Source organism: Mycobacterium sp. Panama NTM2, assembly GCF_054355555.1.
The window spans coordinates 426,708-444,985 of sequence record NZ_CM135953.1; the positions used below are offsets into that span (position 1 = coordinate 426,708).

An 18,278-nucleotide genomic window follows, 5' to 3' on the forward strand; every position below is an offset into this window, starting at 1 on the left:
CCGTTGATCACCGATAGTGCCGCCGACGAGAGGGGCCGTCATGACCCAACCGAACCGGGTGCTGATCGAGCTCCTCGACCACACCAGCGCGATCGCCGAGACCCGTCAGCGCGGTGATCTGGCGGCCCGGCTCGCCCGGGCCAAGGCCCGTGTCGAGGATCCGCAGATCCGGGTCGTGATCGCCGGGCACCTCAAGCAGGGCAAGAGCCACCTGCTCAACTCGCTGCTCAACATGCCGGTCGCCCGCGTCGGCGACGACGAGTCGACGGTGCTGCCCACGCTGGTGTCCTACGGCGAGCCGGCGTCCGCCCGGCTCGTGGTGGCCCGCGAAGGTGGCGACGAGCCGGAGCTGGTCGAGATCCCGGTCACCGACCTGGGGACCGATCTGCGCCGGGCTCCGGCGGCCCGCGGCCGGGACGTGCTGCGCATCGAGGTGACGGCGCCGAGCCCGCTACTCAAAGGCGGCCTCGCCTTCGTCGACACCCCGGGAGTGGGCGGGCACGGGCAACCGCACCTGTCGGCCACGCTGGGGCTGTTGCCCGACGCCGACGCGATGCTGCTGATCAGCGACACCAGCGCCGAATTCACCGAGCCCGAGATGACGTTCCTGCGCCAAGCGCTCGAGGTGTGCCCCGTCGCGGCGATCGTGGCGACGAAGACCGACCTGTACCCGCACTGGCGGCAGGTCGTCGACGCCAACGCCGCACACCTGCGCCGAGCCGGCATCACCACGCCGATGATTCCCGCGTCGTCGGTGCTGCGCAGCCACGCCGTGCAGCTCAACGATAAGGAACTCAACGAGGAATCCAACTTCCCGGCGATCGTTAAGTTCCTCTCCGAAGAGGTGCTCGGACGCCAGAAGGACCGCGTCCGCAACCACGCACTCGGCGACATCCGCTCCGCCGCAGAGCATTTGATGCTCGCCGCGCAGGCCGAACTGTCCGCACTCAGCGACCCACACACCCGGGAGAAGCTGACCGCCGACCTGGAGGCGCGCAAGCAGGAGGCCCAGGACGCGCTGCAGCAGACCGCGCTGTGGCAGCAGGTGCTCTCCGACGGCATCGCCGATCTGACAGCAGACGTGGATCATGATCTGCGGCAACGGTTTCGGACCATCACCTTCCACACCGAAGCGGTGATCGACGCCGGCGACCCGACCTTGCAGTGGGCCGAGATCGGCGCCGAACTCGAAGACGCCGTCGCGACCGCGGTCGGCGACAACTTCGTCTGGGCCTACCGGCGCGCCGAGACGCTCGCCGCCGAGGTGGCCCGTACCTTCTCCGAGGCCGGGCTGGACTCGGTGCAGATGCCCGCCCTGGACCCGCGCGCCATGGGGGCGGAGTTCGCCGAGTTCTCGTCGCTGGCCCATCTCGAGGCGAAGCCCATCAAGACCGGCCACAAGATCGTCACCGGGATGCGCGGCTCCTACGGCGGCGTGCTGATGTTCGGCATGCTGACCTCGTTCGCCGGGCTGGGCATGTTCAACCCGCTGTCGCTGGGCGCCGGCCTCGTGCTGGGCCGCAAGGCCTACAAGGAGGACATGGAGAACCGCATGCTGCGGGTGCGCAACGAGGCCAAGACCAACGTGCGCCGGTTCGTCGACGACGTCGCGTTCGTCGTCGGCAAGGAGTCCCGCGACCGGCTCAAGGCGATCCAGCGGCAGCTGCGCGACCACTACCGCGAGATCGCCAACCAGACCAGCCGCTCCCTCAACGAGTCGCTTCAGGCGACGCTGGCCGCGGCCAAGGTGGCCGAGACCGAACACGCGGGCCGCGTCAAGGAACTCGAACGGCAGCTCAACATCCTGCGCCAGGTCGTCGAGCACGCCGACAAGCTCGCCGCCGAGGGGTCACTAAGCTCGAGGAGCTAGACAGTCGGGCGAGCAGGACGGGACGGCACTGAGCACCAGCGACCGCGTGCGGGCGATCCTCGGCGGCACCATCGCCGCCTACCGGGGCGACCCTGCCTATCGGGACCGCCCCGCGCTGCATCACGAGCTCGCCCGTGTCGGTCACCGGCTCAACCAGCCGATGCGCATCGCGTTGGCCGGCACGCTCAAAGCCGGGAAATCGACCCTGGTCAACGCGCTCGTCGGCGACACCATCGCCCCCACCGACGCCACCGAGGCCACCCGCATCGTGACGTGGTTCCGGCACGGACCGACCCCGCGGGTGAGCGCCAACCACCGCGACGGCCACCGCTCCAACGTGCCGATCACCCGCGACCCGACCGACCGGGGCCTGACGTTCGACCTGGCCCGGCTCGACCCCGACGACGTCGTCGACCTCGACGTCGAATGGCCGGCCGCCGAGCTGGTCGACGCGACGATCATCGACACCCCGGGCACGTCGTCGCTGTCCCGCGACGTGTCCGCCCGCACGTTGCGCCTGCTCGTCCCGGCCGACGGGATACCGCGCGTGGACGCGGTCGTGTTCCTGCTGCGCACCCTCAACGCCGCCGACATCGCGCTGCTCCAACAGATCGGTGAGCTGGTCGGCGGCTCGGCCGGCGCGCTCGGCGTCATCGGCGTCGCGTCCCGGGCCGACGAGATCGGGGCCGGCCGCATCGACGCGATGATGTCGGCCCGCGATGTCGCTCAGCGGTTCACCGCCGAGATGGACCGTACCGGGATCTGCCAGGCCGTGGTGCCGGTGTCGGGCCTGCTCGCGCTGACCGCACGCACCCTGCGGCAGAGCGAGTTCGTCGCGCTGGAGAAGCTCGCCGGCGTCGACGCCGCCGAGCTGACGAAGGCGATGCTGTCGGTCGACCGCTTCGTCCGCGAAGACAGCACGCTGCCGGTGGATCCCGCCACGCGCGCCGCGCTGCTCGACCGTTTCGGGATGTTCGGCATCCGGATCTCGATCGCCGTGCTGCGCGCCGGGGTCAGCGACTCGGTGGCGCTGGCCGACGAGCTGCTCGAGCGCAGCGGGCTGGTCGCGCTGCGCGAGGTGATCGACCAGCAGTTCGCCCAACGCTCGGACCTGCTCAAGGCGCACACTGCTCTGCTGACACTGCGGGAGATCGTCACCCGCAATCCGATCCCCGCCACGCCGCACATCCTCGCCGACATCGAGCCGCTGCTCGCCGACACGCACGCCTTCGAGGAGCTGCGATTGCTCAGCGCGCTGCGGTCCCGCCCGACCACGCTGAACCCCGACGAGATGGCCTCGCTGCGGCGGCTGATCGGCGGGTCCGGCGCCGACGCCGCGAGCCGGCTCGGGCTCACCCCCGAAACCGCCGACGACGGTCCCCGGGCCGCGTTCGCCGCGGCGCAACGCTGGCGTCGTCGCGCCGAGCACCCGCTCAACGACCCCTTCACCACGCGAGCCTGCCGGGCCGCCGTCCGCAGTGCCGAAGCGCTGGTCGCGGGCTATTCCTGAGTGTCGGCGCGCACTTAACGTTTCGGCCGCGCCGAGCGATGAAGAGGTATGCGCACTTCCGTGGGGATCTCGCTGGGTTCGGCGAACCTCGTCGCCGTGGCCGGCGGCCGGCCGATCGTCCGGCCCGCCGCCGTGACTGTCCGGCCCGGCGTGACGATGACCGGCTTCGTCGACCGCGTCGGAGATCCGGTGCCGATGCTGGCCACCGACGGCTCCGCGCACCGGGCCGATCGCCTGGCCGCTGCCGCGATCGAAGCCGCCACCCGGCAGGCCTCCCCGCGATACCGGCCGGAGCTGGGCGCCGTCGCGGTGCCCGGTCACTGGTCGGACACCGCGGTCGCCGCGCTGCGCGACGCCGCGCCACACCTTGTCATCGTCCCTGACTCGACCGCAGCGCTGACCGCGATCGCCGCCGGCCCCGGCTTGCCGACGCGGGGCGTGGTCCTGCTCTGCGACTTCGGTGCCGGCGGCACCAGCATCACGCTCGCCGACGCCGGCGCGGGGTTCGCCGCGATCGGGCCGACCGTGCGCTGCGATGACTTCTCCGGCGACCTCGTCGATCAGGCGCTGCTGCGCCATGTGCTCGACGGGTTCAACCTCGACCCGGCCGGTACCTCCGCTGTGGCCTCGCTGCACGATCTGCGGGCTGAGAGCCGGGCCGCCAAGGAGCGGCTTTCGCAGGTGACCGCGACCGCACTGGTCGGCGCCCGCGGCCCGGTCCGCGTGACCCGCGGCGAGCTCGAGGCGCTGATCGCCGAACCGCTCGACCGCCTGGTCGCGGCGATCCTCGACGTCGTGCACCGCGCGCGCGTCGCACTGGCCGCGGTCGTCACCGTCGGTGGCGGGGCGCGCATTCCGCTGGTGACGCAGCGGCTCTCCGACGCCCTGCGCTGCCCGGTGCGCACCACCGCGCACCCGCAGATCGCTGCAGCCAGCGGAGCTGAGCTGCTCGCGCGGCGCAGCGTCGACCAGCAGGCCGCCACCGTCGCGGTGCCCGCACCCGACACCGTCCTCGCACCCGCACTGGCCTGGTCGGCGGAGGACATCGACGCCGAGGAGACCCAGTTCGCCATCCCCGCCGCCGAAGGTGGCGCAGACACCGGTGCTGCCCGGCCCGCGGTGCACTTCACCCCGCCCGCTGACGATGAGACCCCAGCGAAGAAGCGTGCTGCTGCCCCGGTGTGGCTCGCCGGCGCGGCGTGCGCCGCGGCCATCGCCACAGCGGCGGTGTTGCTGACGACCCAGATCGCCCGCAGTGACGAGACCACGCCGGCGTCGGGCATCAGCACGCCCGTCGCCATGCACGCGCTCGAACCGTCGGTGGCACCCCCGGCAGCGCCCCCGGCCGACACCGTCACGCAGACGGTCCGGGCGGCCGCACCAGCGCCCCAGCAGGCCGTCGTTCAGGCTGCCCCGGCGCCGGCGGCTCCCCAGGGGCAGGTGGTCGCCAAGGAGGCCGCGCCGGCTCCAGCACCCGCGGCGCCCGCTCCGGCGCCAGCACCCGCGGCGCCCGCTCCAGCCCCGGCGCCCGCGGCTCCTGCTCCGGTGTGGCCGCGAATCCCATTGCCGCAGTTCACGTTACCGGCGCCGACGCCCAAGCCCAGTCCCACGCCGGCGCCGTCGTCCACTCCGGAACCCACACCGACGCCCACCAGCCAGGCGCCCACCAGCGAGGCGCCGACCCAGACGTCCGAACCGGCGCCCACCACCGGGGCGCCCACCAGCGAGGCGCCCGCGACGACTACGGCGCCGGAGGTGGAGCAGACGACTGCGTCACCGTCTGTGTCTCCGTCTCCGTCTGCGTGACGGTACTGGTACTCGTACTCACCGATGTCGACGGAGTCGTCGTCGTGGTCGGGCTGGTGGTCTCGGTGGTCGTCGGCGTCGTGGTCGTGGTCGACGTGGGAGAAGTGGTCTCCGTGGTGGTCGCGGTTGTCTCGTCGACGGTCGAGCTCGGCGCGACCGCCGGCGCGGAACTCGACGTCAGCGGCGTCAGCGGCGTGGTCGTCGGCTCAGACGGGGCGTCCCCGGTGATGGCCTTGGCCAGGCCGTAGATGATCAGCGCGACGATGACCGCGCCGAGCGCGCCGAACGCCACCAGCGCGGCGGGCTTGCGGTACCACGGCGTGGGCTGGTCGTAGCCGCCCTGGTAGTCGTCCGGGTATCCGCCCTGTCCGTAGTTGCTGAGCTGGGTCGCATCGTCGTCGGAGTAGTAGTTGTCGTCGTCACCGGATCCGTATCGCGCCACGGATCCCGATAGTAGGCTCTCGCCGCTATGTGCCCGGGTAGAGCGTGCGTGTCACGTTGGTCCTGGGTCGTTTGCGCGTCGTCGTGGCGTCGTCGTCATCGTCGTCGTCGCGGGTGCGCGAAGTACGGGGTGGCCGCGAGGTGCTCGGTGTCTCGGATTCCGTGGTGGTCGGCGGGGTCGACTCCGGGTTGATGTCCGTGGTCACCGGCGGGCTCGCGCTGGTGATCGTCTCCGTGGTGGTCGGTGTCGACGACGCGGATTCGGACGCGCTCGAGAACGTGGGATCGACGTAGTTCAGCGGCGCCTGCTCCGGCTCGGTGAACTGGCGGCCCAGCCACAACCCGCCGGCGATCAGCGCCGCGATGACCGCGAGCGCGACCACGCTGGCGCCGAGAAGTGTCGAGGTCCGGTTGTGCCACGGCACCTCCGACGCATCGCGGTGCGCGCCCTCGTCTCGATCCGGCCTGGTCACGGCCACCGATAGTAACCGCGGGCCGGCTCGGTCCGCTGACTCAGCCGAGCTGGGGAGCGACGGCCTCGGCGAAGAAATCGACGTGGTCGAGGTCGGACATGTCGAGGACCTGCAGGTAGACGCGCTGGACGCCGGCCTCGATGAAAGGGCCGAGCTTGTCGACGATCTCGTCGGGTGAACCGACCGTCGGGGAGTTGGCGCGCAACTCGTCGACCTCGCGGCCGATGGCCGAGGCCCGTCGGGCCACCTCGTCGTCGTCACGACCCGCACACACCACGAAAGCAGCCGAGTAGACGATCGAATCGGCAGGCCGGCCCGCTGCCTCGACGGCGTCGGCGACCCGGCCGAACTGCGTGCTCAGCGTGTCCAACGGCACGAACGGGATGTTGAACTCCGCGGCGAAGCGCGCCGCCAGCGCCGGGGTCCGCTTGGCCCCGCCGCCGCCGATGATGATCGGTGGATGGGGCGACTGGACAGGCTTGGGCAGCGCAGGGGAGTCCGCGACGCTGTAATGGGTGCCGTCGTAGTCGAAAGTCTGGCCGCTCTCGGTGGTCCAGAGCCCGGTGATGATCTCGAGCTGTTCGGTCAGCCGGTCGAACCTCTCGCCCAGCGGCGGGAACGGGATCGCGTACGCCTTGTGCTCGGCTTCGAACCATCCCGCACCGATGCCGAATTCGACGCGGCCACCGCTCATCTCGTCCACCTGCGCAACCGAGATGGCCAGCGGTCCCGGATGTCGGAAGGTCGCCGAGGTGACCATGGTGCCGAGGCGGATGGACGTGGTCTCGCGGGCCAGGCCCGCGAGCGTCACCCAGGAATCGGTGGGGCCGGGCAGACCGTCGCCGCTCATCGCGACGTAATGGTCGGATCGGAAGAAAGCAGAGTAGCCGGCGCTTTCGGCCGTCCGTGCGACCGCGAGCTGATCGGCGTAGGAGGCGCCCTGCTGGGGTTCGACGAAGATGCGGAAGTCCACTGATCTCTCCTTTGTCACAGTCCGCCGCGCGCGGCCTTCACCTTGGCCACCAGCTCGGGCGGGCCGTCGAACTCGACCTGGGCTTCATCGCGGCCGGTGATGAACAGCAGCAGCTCGCCGGGCTCGCCGATGACGGTGAGCGTGGGACCGCGTCCCGCCGTCGCGAGCCGCTCGCCCTGCGGAGACTGCACGACCACCTTGGCCGGGGAGCGGCGCAGCGTCATCCGCGCCATCAGCCCGACGGGGCGACGCAGCGCGGAGACGGTGTGGTCGTCGAGCGGGCGGGGTTCCCACTCCGGCTGTGCGCGCCGGACGTCCTCGTGGTGGATGAACATCTCGGCCACGTTGGCGATCGGGTCGAGCAGCTTGAACGGCGAGTACACCGGTGGGCCCTCGGCCACCTGGTCGACGAGCGCGTCCCAGTCCGTCGCAGCGGAGACCTGTTTCTGCACGCGGTCGGTGTAGCCGGCGAGCGCGGGGATGAGGATGCCCGGCGCGGCGTCGAGCCGGCGTTCGCGCACGACGAGGTGGGCGGCCAATTCGCGAGCGTCCCACCCCTCGCACAGCGTGGGAGCATCCGGCGAGAGAGTGCGGAACGTGGACACCAGGGCGGCGCGTTCCCGCTGGGCGACGGTCATGGGTGCAGCCTAATCGTCGTCGCGTCGATCGGGCAGTCGCCAGCCGCGTTCGCCGGGCAGCTCCAACGCGGATTGCGGCCCCCACGAACTCTTTTCATACGTCTGCACCGGGGGCGGGGCGTCCAGCACCGGCTGGCACACCTGCCACAGCCGGTCCACCTCGTCGGAGCGGGCGAACAGCGTCTGATCACCGCGGATGACATCGAGCAGAAGGCGCTCGTAGGCGGTCAGGGAGTCATCGGCGTGATCGGACGGCGCGAGCTCCAGACGCGAGCCGATACGTTCGATCGCGAGGTCGGGGCCCGGGCGCTTGACGTTGACATCCAATGAGGCGACCGGGGTGTCGGTGAGGTCCAGCGCGAGTTCGTCGGGTTCAGGGGCGTCGCCCGGGAACGGGGACGGTGGGGTGCGGAACGTCAACGTCACGGTCCTTCGCTTGTCCGCCAACGCTTTTCCGGTACGTAGATAGAACGGCACGTCTCGCCACCGATCGTTGTCGATGTGGATTTCCGCGGCGACGAAAGTCTCCACCTGTGAGTTGTCGTCGACATCGTCCTCGTCGCGGTAACCGTCGAACTGCCCGAACACCACTCGCCGGGGGTCCAGCGGTCGCATCGCGTCGAACACCGCGGCCTTGGCCTCCCGCAGATCGCCGGCGTCCAACGTGGCGGGTGGTTCCATCGCGACGAAGCCGAGCACCTGGCACAGATGGGTCGACACCATGTCGCGCAGGCAGCCGGTGGCTTCGTAGAAGCTGCCGCGGCCCTCCAGGCCGAGTTCTTCGGGAACGTCGATCTGCACGGACTCGACATGTGTTGCGTTCCATGCGGGTTCGAGCAAACCGTTGGCGAACCGCAGCGCCAGGATGTTCTGCACCGCCTCCTTGCCCAGGAAATGGTCGATGCGGTAGATGTGGTCCTCGTCGGCGACCGAGGTGATGGTCTCCTGCAGGGCGCGGGAACTCTCCAGGTCGATGCCGAAGGGCTTCTCGACCACCAGGCGCGCCCCCTCCGCGAGACCCTCACGGCCCAGCATCGCGATCATGGGCTGCATCGCAGTCGGGGGGACCGACAGGTAGATGAGCGTTGTCGCGTCGGGCCCGAGCTCTTCCTGGGTGCGTTTCACGGTCTCGGCCAAGTCTGCGCCGTCGTCGGCGCTGGAAGACTGGAAGTCCAACCGTTGCAACAGGTTCTGTACGACCTCGTCGTCCAGATCGTCGATCGAATCGGCCAGGCCGTCGCGCACCGACTCGCGGAAATCGTCGACGCTGTCCGGTGCGGTGCGTCCCGATCCGATGATGGCGTAGTCGTCCGGCAGGAGACCCGCCGCGGCCAACCGGTAGAGGCTCGGGAACAGCATGCGGCGGGCCAGGTCACCGCGGGCACCGAAGAGCACGAGGACGACGGGATCGGGTGAGCTCATCTGCACGCTGTTCCCGGCGCAGCGGGCTGGTCAAACCCTAGAAGCTCTCGACGCCCTCGGTGCTGATCGTCATGCCGTGCCCGGTGCCGTCATTGGTGAAGGTCGTGCCGTCTTCGGTCGCGTCGATGGTCCAGCCGAGCGCGGAGTAGGTGCGGTAGTCCAGGGTGACGGCGGGAATGGCGCCGAGATTGCCGAGCACCCAGCTCACCCTGCCGTCGGCGGTCAAGCGCACGCCGTTGGCCGGCTCCCCCTCCACCTCGGGAGCGTTGATGAAGGCCGATTCGCAGCCGACCTCCTGCTCATCGAGCTGGCAGCGGGTCTTGCCGGACTTGGTCTCGATGAACACGTAGCCGTTCTGCGGGCTGAGCACCTCGCCGGACGGTGCGCGGGTGGTCGTCGGGGACGGCGCGGGCTCAGGTGTACTCGGCGGGGGAGGCGTCGAGCGGCTGGGCCGCGGCGTAGGGAAGTCGGGCTCGATGCCGGTGTCCGGGCTGCGGGTGGCGGTGCCCTCGATCGAGGACTGGCAGCCGGTGAGCGCGGCAATGGCCAGCAAGCCTGCCGCCACCAGCCGCGTGTTCACCTGGCCCAGCGTACGCAGCATGTGATCGGTGTGACGGGAGTGACTCGCGGACGAGCGTAGAAGTACTTCGCACCAGCCCGCTGAGAAGCCATGGTCGTGTAATGCGCGTGTTCACAGCCTTGAGTGCGCTCCCGCCGGAACGCGCCCCGCGAAAGTGCCCTGAAGGTAGCGGGGGTCGCGGTGCGACGACGCTGACGGCACTCTCGCGGGTCGCGGGGAACAAATGGCGCGGACGCCCCGTTGACCACTTCGACAGTTGAGTGACACAGACTCAAGTTCTGCTTGACAGGACCCCATGCCGAGGAGCAGTGTTGAGCCCGGTGCACTCAGTACACACGTTTCGTCTAATCAGGAGGCAGTAACTATGGCTCGTGCGGTCGGCATCGACCTCGGGACCACCAACTCCGTCGTCGCAGTTCTGGAGGGTGGCGACCCCGTCGTCGTCGCGAACTCCGAGGGCTCCCGCACCACCCCGTCGGTCGTGGCGTTCGCGCGCAACGGCGAGGTGCTGGTCGGTCAGCCCGCCAAGAACCAGGCGGTGACCAACGTCGACCGAACGATCCGTTCGGTGAAACGGCACATGGGCTCCGACTGGACTGTGGAGATCGACGGTAAGAACTACACCGCGCAGGAGATCAGCGCCCGTGTGCTGATGAAGCTCAAGCGCGACGCCGAGTCCTACCTCGGCGAGGACATCGCGGACGCGGTGATCACCGTGCCCGCGTACTTCAACGACGCCCAGCGGCAGGCCACCAAGGAAGCCGGCCAGATCGCCGGCCTCAACGTGCTGCGCATCGTCAACGAGCCGACCGCGGCCGCGCTGGCCTACGGCCTGGACAAGGGCGAGAAAGAGCAGACCATCCTGGTGTTCGACCTCGGTGGTGGCACGTTCGACGTGTCGCTGCTGGAGATCGGCGAGGGTGTCGTCGAGGTGCGCGCCACTTCCGGTGACAACCACCTCGGTGGCGACGACTGGGACGACCGGATCGTCGAATGGCTCGTCGACAAGTTCAAGGCCACCTCGGGCATCGACCTGACCAAGGACAAGATGGCGATGCAGCGGCTGCGCGAAGCGGCCGAGAAGGCCAAGATCGAACTCTCGAGCTCGCAGAGCACCTCGATCAACCTGCCCTACATCACCGTCGACGCGGACAAGAACCCGCTGTTCCTCGACGAGCAGCTGACCCGCGCGGAGTTCCAGCGCATCACGCAGGATCTGCTGGACCGCACCCGCAAGCCGTTCCAGCAGGTGATCAAGGACGCCGGCATCGCCGTCGGCGACATAGATCACGTCGTGCTGGTCGGTGGTTCGACGCGTATGCCCGCGGTCTCCGAGCTGGTCAAGGAGATGACCGATGGCCAGGAGCCCAACAAGGGCGTCAACCCCGACGAGGTCGTCGCCGTGGGCGCCGCGCTGCAGGCCGGCGTGCTCAAGGGCGAGGTCAAGGACGTGCTGCTGCTGGACGTCACCCCGCTGAGCCTGGGCATCGAGACCAAGGGCGGCGTGATGACCAAGCTCATCGAGCGCAACACCACGATCCCGACCAAGCGTTCGGAGACGTTCACCACGGCCGACGACAATCAGCCGTCGGTGCAGATCCAGGTGTTCCAGGGCGAGCGTGAGATCGCCGCGCACAACAAGCTGCTCGGCAGCTTCGAGCTGACCGGCATCCCGCCGGCCCCGCGCGGTGTGCCGCAGATCGAGGTCACGTTCGACATCGACGCCAACGGCATCGTGCACGTCACGGCCAAGGACAAGGGCACCGGCAAGGAGAACACGATCAAGATCCAGGAAGGCTCCGGCCTCTCCAAGGAAGAGATCGATCGGATGATCAAGGACGCCGAGGCGCACGCCGACGAGGACCGTCAGCGTCGCGAAGAGGCCGATGTCCGCAACCAGGCCGAGTCGCTGGTCTACCAGACGGAGAAGTTCGTCAAGGAACAGCGCGAGGCCGAAGGTGGGTCCAAGGTCTCCGAGGACACGCTGACCAAGGTCGACGGCGCCATCGCCGAGGCCAAGTCCGCGCTCGCCGGCACCGACATCTCGGCGATCAAGGCCGCGATGGAGAAGCTCGGCACCGAGAGCCAGGCGCTGGGCCAGGCGATCTACGAGGCCACCCAGGCCGAGCAGGGCGCTGCCGGCGGTGAGGCGACCGATGGTTCGAGCTCCAACGACGACGTTGTCGACGCCGAGGTTGTCGAGGACGATCAGGAGCGCAAGTGAGTGACGATCGCGAAGAACCGATCACCGTCACCGACAAGCGCCGGATAGACCCGCAGACCGGCCAGGTGCGCGACGCACCTGAGCCGGCCTCCGGGCCGGCCGAGGAGGTGCCGACCGTGTCGGAGGAGTCGCAGGACAAGGCCGCCGAGCTGTTGGCCGACCTGCAGCGGGTACAAGCCGATTTCGCGAACTACCGCAAGCGCTCGCTGCGCGATCAGCAGGTGGCCACCGAGCGAGCCAAGGCTCACGTGGTGACCCAGCTGCTGCCCGTGCTCGACGACCTCGAGCGGGCCCGCGCGCACGGCGACCTGGACTCCGGACCCCTCAAATCCGTTGCGGACAAGCTGGTTTCGACCCTCGAAGGGTTGGGGCTCAAACCGTTCGGCGAAGAGGGCGACGCCTTCGACCCGTCGCTGCACGAGGCCGTGCAGCACGAGGGCGACGGCACGCATCCGGTGGTCGGAACGGTCATGCGCCGCGGCTACACCGTCGGTGATCACGTGGTTCGCCACGCGATGGTCGGCGTCGTCGACACCGTGCCTGACTCGGGGCCTGACTCGGGGCCCGACGCGGCCGGATCGGCGAATACCGACCAAGAACCGCAAAAGCCAGCAGAATCATAGGAATTGACAACCGCGACGAAAGGTGAGGAGGTGACGCGGTATGGCCCAGCGTGAGTGGGTTGAGAAGGACTTCTACAAGGAGCTCGGCGTCGCCTCCGACGCCGGCCAGGACGAGATCAAGCGGGCTGCCCGAAAGATTCTCGCCGAGAACCACCCCGACCGGAATCCCGGCAACGCCGCGGCCGAGGAGCGGTACAAGGCCGCCTCGGAGGCCAAGGAAGTGCTGACCGATCCCGCCAAGCGCAAGGAGTACGACGAGACCCGTCGGCTCTTCGCGGGCGGCGGGTTCGGCCGCGGCCGCTACAGCGGCGGTGGCGGATTCGGCGGGTTCGGCGGTGGCGATGGTCAGGAGTTCAACCTCAATGACCTGTTCGACGCCGCCGGTCAGACCGGCGGCGCGAACATCGGTGACCTGTTCGGCGGCTTGTTCGGCCGCGGCGCGCAGCAGCCACGGCCGAGCCGTCCGCGGCGGGGCAACGACCTCGAGACCGAGACGGAACTGAGTTTCCTCGAGGCCACCAAGGGGGTGGCGATGCCGTTGCGGCTGACCAGCCCTGCCCCGTGCACGAACTGCCACGGCAGCGGTGCCCGCCCGGGCACCAGCCCGAAGGTCTGCCCGAACTGCAACGGCGCCGGTGTAGTCAGCCGCAACCAGGGTGCGTTCGGGTTCTCCGAGCCGTGCACGGAGTGCCGTGGCAGTGGGTCGATCATCGAGCACCCTTGCGACGAGTGCAAGGGCACCGGGGTCACCACCCGCACGCGCACCATCAACGTGCGGATACCGCCGGGAGTCGAAGACGGACAACGTATCCGGCTCGCCGGTCAGGGCGAAGCAGGGTTGCGCGGCGCCCCCTCGGGGGACCTCTACGTCACCGTGCATGTGCGCCCCGACAAGGTGTTCGGCCGCAACGGCGACGACCTGACGGTCACCGTGCCCGTCGCCTTCCATGAACTGGCCCTGGGCACAACGCTGTCCGTGCCGACGCTGGAAGGCAAGGTCGGGGTGCGGGTGCCGAAGGGCACGTCGGACGGACGCATCCTGCGGGTGCGCGGTCGTGGGGTGCCCAAACGCTCCGGCGGCAACGGCGACCTGTTGGTCACCGTGAAGGTAGCCGTGCCGTCGAATCTCGAAGGTGAGGCCGCCGAAGCGTTGGAGGCCTACGCACAAGCCGAGCGCGCCAGCGGCTTCGATCCGCGGGCGGGATGGGCCGGTGCCCAGTGAGCCCCGGGCGCAAGGACCAGAAGGACCAGGCCAGGACGTTCCTGATCTCGGTCGCCGCCGAGCTGGCCGGTATGCATGCGCAGACGCTGCGCACATACGACCGGCTCGGCCTGGTCAGCCCCGAACGCACATCCGGTGGGGGACGGCGCTATTCGCAACGCGACGTCGACCTCCTACGCGAAGTGCAGCGACTCTCGCAGGACGAGGGCGTCAACCTGGCCGGCATCAAGCGCATCATCGAACTGACCAATCAGGTCGAGGCGCTGCAGGCACGGGTGCGTGAACTCTCCGCCGAGGTCGAGCACCTGCGCGCGCAACCCCGGGCCAAGAGCACAGCGCTGGTCGTCTGGCAGCCGCGTAACCAACGCTGAGCCGGGGGTCAGCCCCCGTCTGTCCGCGGGGGCAGGCACGGTTGAGCGTCGACGCCGTCCCGGCCACGATGGACTGTGTGTCCACTACCTGGCATCCGATGACGCGAATCGCCTTCCGGTTCTGCGTCGTCTACTTCGGCCTGTTCTGCCTGCTGTTCGCGCAGATCCTCTTCGTCTACCTCGGGGTCCTCGCCCGGTGGTTGCCCTCCGACGCGGTGATCTGGCAGATGACGCTGATAGAACCGGCGCTGACGTGGATCGGGCAGCACGTCTTCGGCATCGACGCGGTGCTGCATCGCGATTCGGGTAGCGGCGACCAGGCCGTCATCTGGGTGATGCTGTTCGTGCTCGTGGTGATCTCGGCGTCGGCCACCCTCGCCTGGTCGATCCTGGACCGTCGCCGAGAGAACTACACCCGTCTGCACGCCTGGTTCTGTGTGTTCCTCCGCATGTGCCTGGGCGGGCAGCTGCTGTTCTACGGCATCGCGAAGGTGATCCCGACTCAGATGCCTGCCCCGCCGCTGGCGGCGCTCCTGCAGCCGTTCGGTGACCTCACCCCCGCCTCGGTGCTGTGGCTTCAGGTCGGCACCTCACTGCCGTACGAAATCGCGCTCGGCACAATAGAACTGGTCGCCGGACTGCTGCTGTTCTGGAACCGGACGGCCACGCTCGGCGCGCTGATCGCCGCGATGGCGATGGCGCAGGTGTTCCTGCTCAACCTCAGCTACGACGTCCCCGTCAAGATCCTGTCCTCACACCTGCTCCTGATCAGCCTGTTCCTACTCGCGCCGCAGGCCCGCAGGATCGCCGACCTCCTGGTGCTCCAGCGGCCCGCCCAACCCACGACGCAGCCGCCGTTGTTCGCCGATGCCCGCCGGAATCGAATCGCCGCCACCATGGTGGCCGTGCTGGGGGTGTGGGCGCTCGCCGGCTGCCTGGTCGGGGGAGTGACTGCCTGGTACGACTACGGGGGTGGGCGGACAAAGCCCGAGCTCTACGGTATTTGGGAGATCACCGACTCCGGCATCGGCGACAGCGACTGGCGCCGTGTGGTTTTCGACGTACCCGGGGTACTGACCTATCAGCGCGCGGATGGCACGCTGCGCGACGAGCCGATCACCGTCGATGCCGACGGCACGATCAGGGCCGACGGGCTGGCACTGCGGCCGCTGCGACAAGGCCCGGATCGGCTCGAACTGGACGGCCGGATCGCGGACCGTCCGATCACCCTGACACTGCAAAGGGTCGAACCGCAGTCATTTCCATTGCACAGCACCGGTTTTCGCTGGGTGCAGGACTACCCGCGGTTCGCGCGGCAGATCAGCTGACGACGACGCGGAAGACCGCGGACACCGATTCGCCCGGCGCCACCTCGCGATACCCGCCGCGGCGCAGCGCGTCGGTGGGCGCGGCCATCGGCTCGAAGCAGATCACGTCGTCCTCGCCGGGTGCGAACACCTGCGCGGCGGTGTAACCCTGGTCGTAGTGCACCTCGATGCGGCGGCCCCCACCGGAGACCGCGAACACCGAGCCCGGCGCCACCTCGTCGAAACCCTCGTCGATGAACCTGTCGCCCAACATCTCCGACGCAGCCGCACGCGGCTCGACCCGGCCGGTCGGGATGCCCCAGGCGTTGACCGGCTGATAGCGCATCGCCGGCGTCTCGACGAGCCACTGCGCGCGCGGCACCCCCGGCAACTGCAGGTACGGATGGAACCCGAAACACAGCGGCACCCGCGCACCCGTCGTCGCGGTCACCGTCGTCGTCACCGTCAGCGTGCGGTCACGCAGCGTCGCATCGAGGGTGAGCAGATGCGGGAAGGGGAACGTGGTCAGCAGCGCGGGCCGCGCGGCGAAGTCCAGTTCGGCGGTGATCTGCGATTCCAGCGCCGTCGTCACGGTCCAGTCCGGGTACGCCGCCAACGTCCCGTGGATCGGCACCCCGTGCTCGTCGGTGCGGACCCCACCCGTGCCCGGCGTCAATGTCACCACCGCGCCGTCGACCCCGTAGCCCATGCTGCTCAACCGGTTGGCCCACGGGTAGAGGATCGGGATGCCCATGGTCTTGTGGTTCGACACATAGGCCTGCAGTCCCCGCCGCTGGCCCAGCAGTTCCACACCGTCGTCGGACAGCGAGCTGGTGACCATCCCGGCGGCCGGAACGTAGGTGGCGGTCAGCGCGGAGGACGGATCACGCAGCGTCACGGTTTCGAACGTGTCCATGGCATGCGATCCTGCCACGTGTGCTCAGCTCGCCAGAGGATCGTGGCGAATTCGTTCGGCGGGCGCGCCTTTCGCAATGAGCGCGGCCTTCGTGGCGGTCACCATCTCCGGGCGGCCGCACACCAGGATCTGGCGGTCTCCCCAGCTGCCGTAGCGGGTGACCACCTCGGGCAACCGCCCGGTCTGGCGGACGTGCAGGCCCCGCGGCGGGGTCACGTCGGGGTACTGCGCCGCCCACGGCGGGTCGAAGTCGAACTCGGACACCGGCGTCACCGACAGCCAGGGGTTGGTCGCCGCGATCTCCCACAGCGTGCGCAGGTCGTAGAGCTCGCAGGGGTGTTTCGCGCCGAAGAACAGGTGCACGCGCGGGTTCTCCCCGAACCTCGTCAGGTCCATGATCAGGGCCCGAAGCGGTGCCAGACCGGTGCTGCCGGCCACCATCAGGACGTCCCCGTCGTCGCGGTCGATGTCCAGCGCGCCGTGCGGGTTGGACACCCGCCAGCGGTCACCCGGGCGTGCTTCGCCGACGATCGCCCGGCTGACCATGCCACCGGGCACCGACCGCACGTGGAACTCGACGTAACCGGCGGGATCGGCCGGGATCGACGGGCTCAGGTAGCGCCACCGCCGCGGCCACTGCGGAACCTGCACCGGCACGTATTGGCCGGGGTGGTAGCCGAGCGCGTGATCCATCTTCAGCCGGATCACCGAGACATCGCGGGTGGGCCGCAGGTGTTCGAGGACGGTGCCGTCGCAGAACGGGGGGCTGGTCTCCGCATCGGCGGCGCCGCTCATGACGCCGACCATCAGCGACACCACGTCGGTGACCGCCTCGTCGAGGCGGCGATCCCAGCGGTGGGCCAGGTGCCTGCGCAGCGTCGCCAGCAGTGCGAGCTGCAGTGTCTCGTAGTGGCCGGACGTCACACCGTACTTGCGGTGATCGCGCCCCAGCTGGGCGAGGAACGCCACCGGTTCCTCGGCCCGCTGGGCGATCAGCTCGTCGCACAACCAGCTCAAAGCTTGTCCGAACACCTTGCGCTGGGTGGCCATCTCCGGGGGGAAAAGGTCGCGCGCCGACAGATCGGAGGCGAACCAACGGGTGTAGAAGTCGCCGACCAGCGCATCGTCACCGGTGTCGAGCGCATCCCGCAGGATGTACATCGACTCGCGATCTTCCAGGCCCACGCCGCACGATCCTAGGTCACCCGCGGCCAGGCCACCTACAGGCCGTGAATGCCCTTGTAGAGCACCAGGATTCCGATCACGACGAAGATGGCGGCGATCAGCGCCGCGTGCTGGCGTTCCAGCCAGACCCGGACCCTGGCCAGTGTCGGGTCGAGCCGCTGACCCGACACGGCGTAGGCCAGCACGGGCAACGCCACCGTGCATCCCGCGACCAGCACATACCAGGCCTCGGCGATCCACACCGCCGGGACGTCGATGCCTGCCGATCCGATCGCCAAACCGGCTGCCGCGCAGAGGAACAGCACCTTGGGGTTGACGACGGTCAGGGCCAACGCGGTCGCTGCGGCCTTCGGCGGGGTCATGGAGCTCATCCGGGTCATCCAGCCGGGCATGTGCTCGGACTTCGCGCGGTTGATCCAGCGGTACACGCCGAGCGCGATCAACGCCGCCCCGACGACGATGCGCAGCCAGGACGCCCAGCCCGGCGGCTTGGTGCCGATACCGCCGATCAGGTTCGACAGCTCGAGGAACACCGCGGTCAGCGCCGCGAGCCCGATGATCCAGCCGACGAGGAAGGCCAGTCCGGTGGGCCGGGGCCGTGGGGTCTGCAAGACCAGCACCGCGGGAATGATGGTCAGCGGGGACAGCGCGACGACGAGGCCCAAGGGGACGAGCTCGGCCAGCACGGATCCCCACGACACGGCCAAGAACCTAGCA

General features: G+C 69.3%; 17 protein-coding genes. 8 read left to right on the top strand and 9 right to left on the bottom strand.

Annotated elements, in window-relative coordinates:
- The first annotated feature begins 40 nt into the window (after positions 1-40).
- From iniA to ACXYX3_RS02055, 3 genes are read left to right on the top strand one after another with little or no spacing between them, the layout of a single operon-like run.
- Entirely contained in the window at positions 41-1,870 is a 1,830-nt protein-coding gene (gene iniA / locus ACXYX3_RS02045; protein ID WP_458609952.1) for an isoniazid-induced dynamin-like GTPase IniA, read from the top strand.
- Positions 1,871-1,898: 28 nt separating this feature from the next.
- Positions 1,899-3,380: a dynamin family protein gene (locus ACXYX3_RS02050; protein ID WP_458612272.1), complete on the top strand. Its 1,482-nt coding sequence runs from the start codon at positions 1,899-1,901 to the stop codon at positions 3,378-3,380.
- Between the two features lie 48 nt (positions 3,381-3,428).
- Positions 3,429-5,186, top strand: coding sequence for an Hsp70 family protein (locus ACXYX3_RS02055; RefSeq protein ID WP_458609953.1), 1,758 nt, complete (start codon positions 3,429-3,431; stop codon positions 5,184-5,186).
- On the opposite strand, the gene ACXYX3_RS02060 is transcribed toward ACXYX3_RS02055, so the two are convergent.
- From ACXYX3_RS02060 to ACXYX3_RS02085, 6 genes are read right to left on the bottom strand one after another with little or no spacing between them, the layout of a single operon-like run.
- A complete protein-coding gene (locus ACXYX3_RS02060; protein ID WP_458609954.1) occupies positions 5,122-5,628 on the bottom strand; it encodes a hypothetical protein in 507 nt (168 codons plus the stop codon). The genes ACXYX3_RS02055 and ACXYX3_RS02060 overlap by 65 nt on opposite strands.
- 25 nt (positions 5,629-5,653) lie before the next feature.
- Positions 5,654-6,100, bottom strand: a complete 447-nt coding sequence (locus tag ACXYX3_RS02065) for a hypothetical protein (protein ID WP_458609955.1) — start codon at positions 6,098-6,100, stop codon at positions 5,654-5,656.
- 40 nt (positions 6,101-6,140) lie between these two features.
- Positions 6,141-7,073, bottom strand: a complete 933-nt coding sequence (locus ACXYX3_RS02070; RefSeq protein ID WP_458609956.1) for an LLM class F420-dependent oxidoreductase — start codon at positions 7,071-7,073, stop codon at positions 6,141-6,143.
- A 14-nt stretch (positions 7,074-7,087) separates the two neighbouring features.
- Positions 7,088-7,711 (bottom strand): TIGR03085 family metal-binding protein, encoded by a 624-nt coding sequence (locus tag ACXYX3_RS02075; protein WP_458609957.1) that lies wholly within the window; start codon positions 7,709-7,711, stop codon positions 7,088-7,090.
- A gap of 9 nt (positions 7,712-7,720) precedes the next feature.
- The gene (gene zwf / locus ACXYX3_RS02080) at positions 7,721-9,133 is read right to left on the bottom strand and encodes a glucose-6-phosphate dehydrogenase (RefSeq protein WP_458609958.1); all 1,413 of its coding nucleotides are present in this window, start codon (positions 9,131-9,133) and stop codon (positions 7,721-7,723) included.
- A 37-nt stretch (positions 9,134-9,170) separates the two neighbouring features.
- The gene (locus tag ACXYX3_RS02085; protein ID WP_458609959.1) at positions 9,171-9,713 is read right to left on the bottom strand and encodes a hypothetical protein; all 543 of its coding nucleotides are present in this window, start codon (positions 9,711-9,713) and stop codon (positions 9,171-9,173) included.
- A 364-nt stretch (positions 9,714-10,077) separates the two neighbouring features.
- Here ACXYX3_RS02085 and dnaK point away from each other — a divergent pair, with 364 nt between their 5' ends.
- From dnaK to ACXYX3_RS02110, 5 genes are all read left to right on the top strand, one after another.
- Positions 10,078-11,937, top strand: coding sequence for a molecular chaperone DnaK (gene dnaK / locus ACXYX3_RS02090; protein WP_458609960.1), 1,860 nt, complete (start codon positions 10,078-10,080; stop codon positions 11,935-11,937).
- The gene (gene grpE / locus ACXYX3_RS02095) at positions 11,934-12,560 is read left to right on the top strand and encodes a nucleotide exchange factor GrpE (protein WP_458609961.1); all 627 of its coding nucleotides are present in this window, start codon (positions 11,934-11,936) and stop codon (positions 12,558-12,560) included. Before dnaK ends, grpE begins: the two co-directional genes overlap by 4 nt.
- A 40-nt stretch (positions 12,561-12,600) precedes the next feature.
- The gene (gene dnaJ / locus ACXYX3_RS02100; RefSeq protein ID WP_458609962.1) at positions 12,601-13,782 is read left to right on the top strand and encodes a molecular chaperone DnaJ; all 1,182 of its coding nucleotides are present in this window, start codon (positions 12,601-12,603) and stop codon (positions 13,780-13,782) included.
- Positions 13,764-14,153 carry a heat shock protein transcriptional repressor HspR gene (locus ACXYX3_RS02105; protein ID WP_241205550.1) on the top strand — a complete coding sequence of 130 codons (390 nt, stop codon included), beginning with the start codon at positions 13,764-13,766 and terminating at the stop codon, positions 14,151-14,153. Before dnaJ ends, ACXYX3_RS02105 begins: the two co-directional genes overlap by 19 nt.
- A 68-nt stretch (positions 14,154-14,221) precedes the next feature.
- Positions 14,222-15,481 carry a DoxX family protein gene (locus ACXYX3_RS02110; protein ID WP_458612273.1) on the top strand — a complete coding sequence of 420 codons (1,260 nt, stop codon included), beginning with the start codon at positions 14,222-14,224 and terminating at the stop codon, positions 15,479-15,481.
- Here ACXYX3_RS02110 and ACXYX3_RS02115 read toward each other — a convergent pair.
- The 3 genes from ACXYX3_RS02115 to ACXYX3_RS02125 are packed head-to-tail and all read right to left on the bottom strand — an operon-like array spanning position 15,474 to position 18,268.
- Positions 15,474-16,376: an aldose 1-epimerase gene (locus tag ACXYX3_RS02115; protein ID WP_458609963.1), complete on the bottom strand. Its 903-nt coding sequence runs from the start codon at positions 16,374-16,376 to the stop codon at positions 15,474-15,476. The genes ACXYX3_RS02110 and ACXYX3_RS02115 overlap by 8 nt on opposite strands.
- Positions 16,377-16,400: 24 nt before the next feature.
- A complete protein-coding gene (locus tag ACXYX3_RS02120) occupies positions 16,401-17,561 on the bottom strand; it encodes an FAD-binding oxidoreductase (protein WP_458609964.1) in 1,161 nt (386 codons plus the stop codon).
- A gap of 35 nt (positions 17,562-17,596) precedes the next feature.
- The gene (locus ACXYX3_RS02125) at positions 17,597-18,268 is read right to left on the bottom strand and encodes a GAP family protein (protein ID WP_458609965.1); all 672 of its coding nucleotides are present in this window, start codon (positions 18,266-18,268) and stop codon (positions 17,597-17,599) included.
- Positions 18,269-18,278 lie beyond the last annotated feature (10 nt).

What these genes read in the sequence shown, in the direction of transcription:
- iniA (WP_458609952.1), top strand. Translation starts at nt 41, where the DNA reads ATGACCCAACCGAACCGGGTGCTGATCGAGCTCCTCGACCACACCAGC.
- ACXYX3_RS02055 (WP_458609953.1), top strand. Translation starts at nt 3,429, where the DNA reads ATGCGCACTTCCGTGGGGATCTCGCTGGGTTCGGCGAACCTCGTCGCC.
- ACXYX3_RS02075 (WP_458609957.1), bottom strand. Translation starts at nt 7,711, where the DNA reads ATGACCGTCGCCCAGCGGGAACGCGCCGCCCTGGTGTCCACGTTCCGC.
- zwf (WP_458609958.1), bottom strand. Translation starts at nt 9,133, where the DNA reads ATGAGCTCACCCGATCCCGTCGTCCTCGTGCTCTTCGGTGCCCGCGGT.
- dnaK (WP_458609960.1), top strand. Translation starts at nt 10,078, where the DNA reads ATGGCTCGTGCGGTCGGCATCGACCTCGGGACCACCAACTCCGTCGTC.
- dnaJ (WP_458609962.1), top strand. Translation starts at nt 12,601, where the DNA reads ATGGCCCAGCGTGAGTGGGTTGAGAAGGACTTCTACAAGGAGCTCGGC.
- ACXYX3_RS02105 (WP_241205550.1), top strand. Translation starts at nt 13,764, where the DNA reads ATGGGCCGGTGCCCAGTGAGCCCCGGGCGCAAGGACCAGAAGGACCAG.
- ACXYX3_RS02110 (WP_458612273.1), top strand. Translation starts at nt 14,222, where the DNA reads ATGGACTGTGTGTCCACTACCTGGCATCCGATGACGCGAATCGCCTTC.
- ACXYX3_RS02115 (WP_458609963.1), bottom strand. Translation starts at nt 16,376, where the DNA reads ATGGACACGTTCGAAACCGTGACGCTGCGTGATCCGTCCTCCGCGCTG.